The sequence below is a fragment of the Treponema sp. R6D11 genome (assembly GCF_054786075.1).
The window spans coordinates 1-333 of sequence record NZ_BDHD01001307.1 but is presented as its reverse complement, the minus strand read 5'-3'; the positions used below and the strand labels follow the sequence as shown (position 1 = coordinate 333).

At 52.6% G+C, this 333-nt stretch carries 1 protein-coding gene; it reads left to right on the top strand.

What is annotated here, in order from left to right; all coding sequences use genetic code 11:
• Positions 1-333: ATP-binding protein (locus ACYVTD_RS18540; RefSeq protein WP_461249063.1), on the top strand; the 333-nt coding region annotated here is incomplete at both ends.

Here is a 333-nt window from a genome sequence, read left to right as displayed (position 1 = left end):
CATATTGACCGAGCCATTCCCCGCGTACTCATTGGGGACGACCAGCGTATCGCGCAGGTCATTACAAACCTTTTGGGAAACGCGGTTAAGTTCACGCCGGAGAAAGGCGCAATCACCCTTACCGTTCGCCTCGTGGATAAGGTAAACGACATCTGCACCTTGCAGGTTTCCGTAAGCGACACGGGCATCGGCATAAACGCCGAACAGCAGGAAAAGATTTTTAATTCTTTTGAACAGGCCGAATCCAGCACTACGCGCAAATACGGCGGCACGGGGCTGGGACTAGCAATCTCCAAAAACATAGTGGAGATGATGGAAGGGGCGATATGGGTG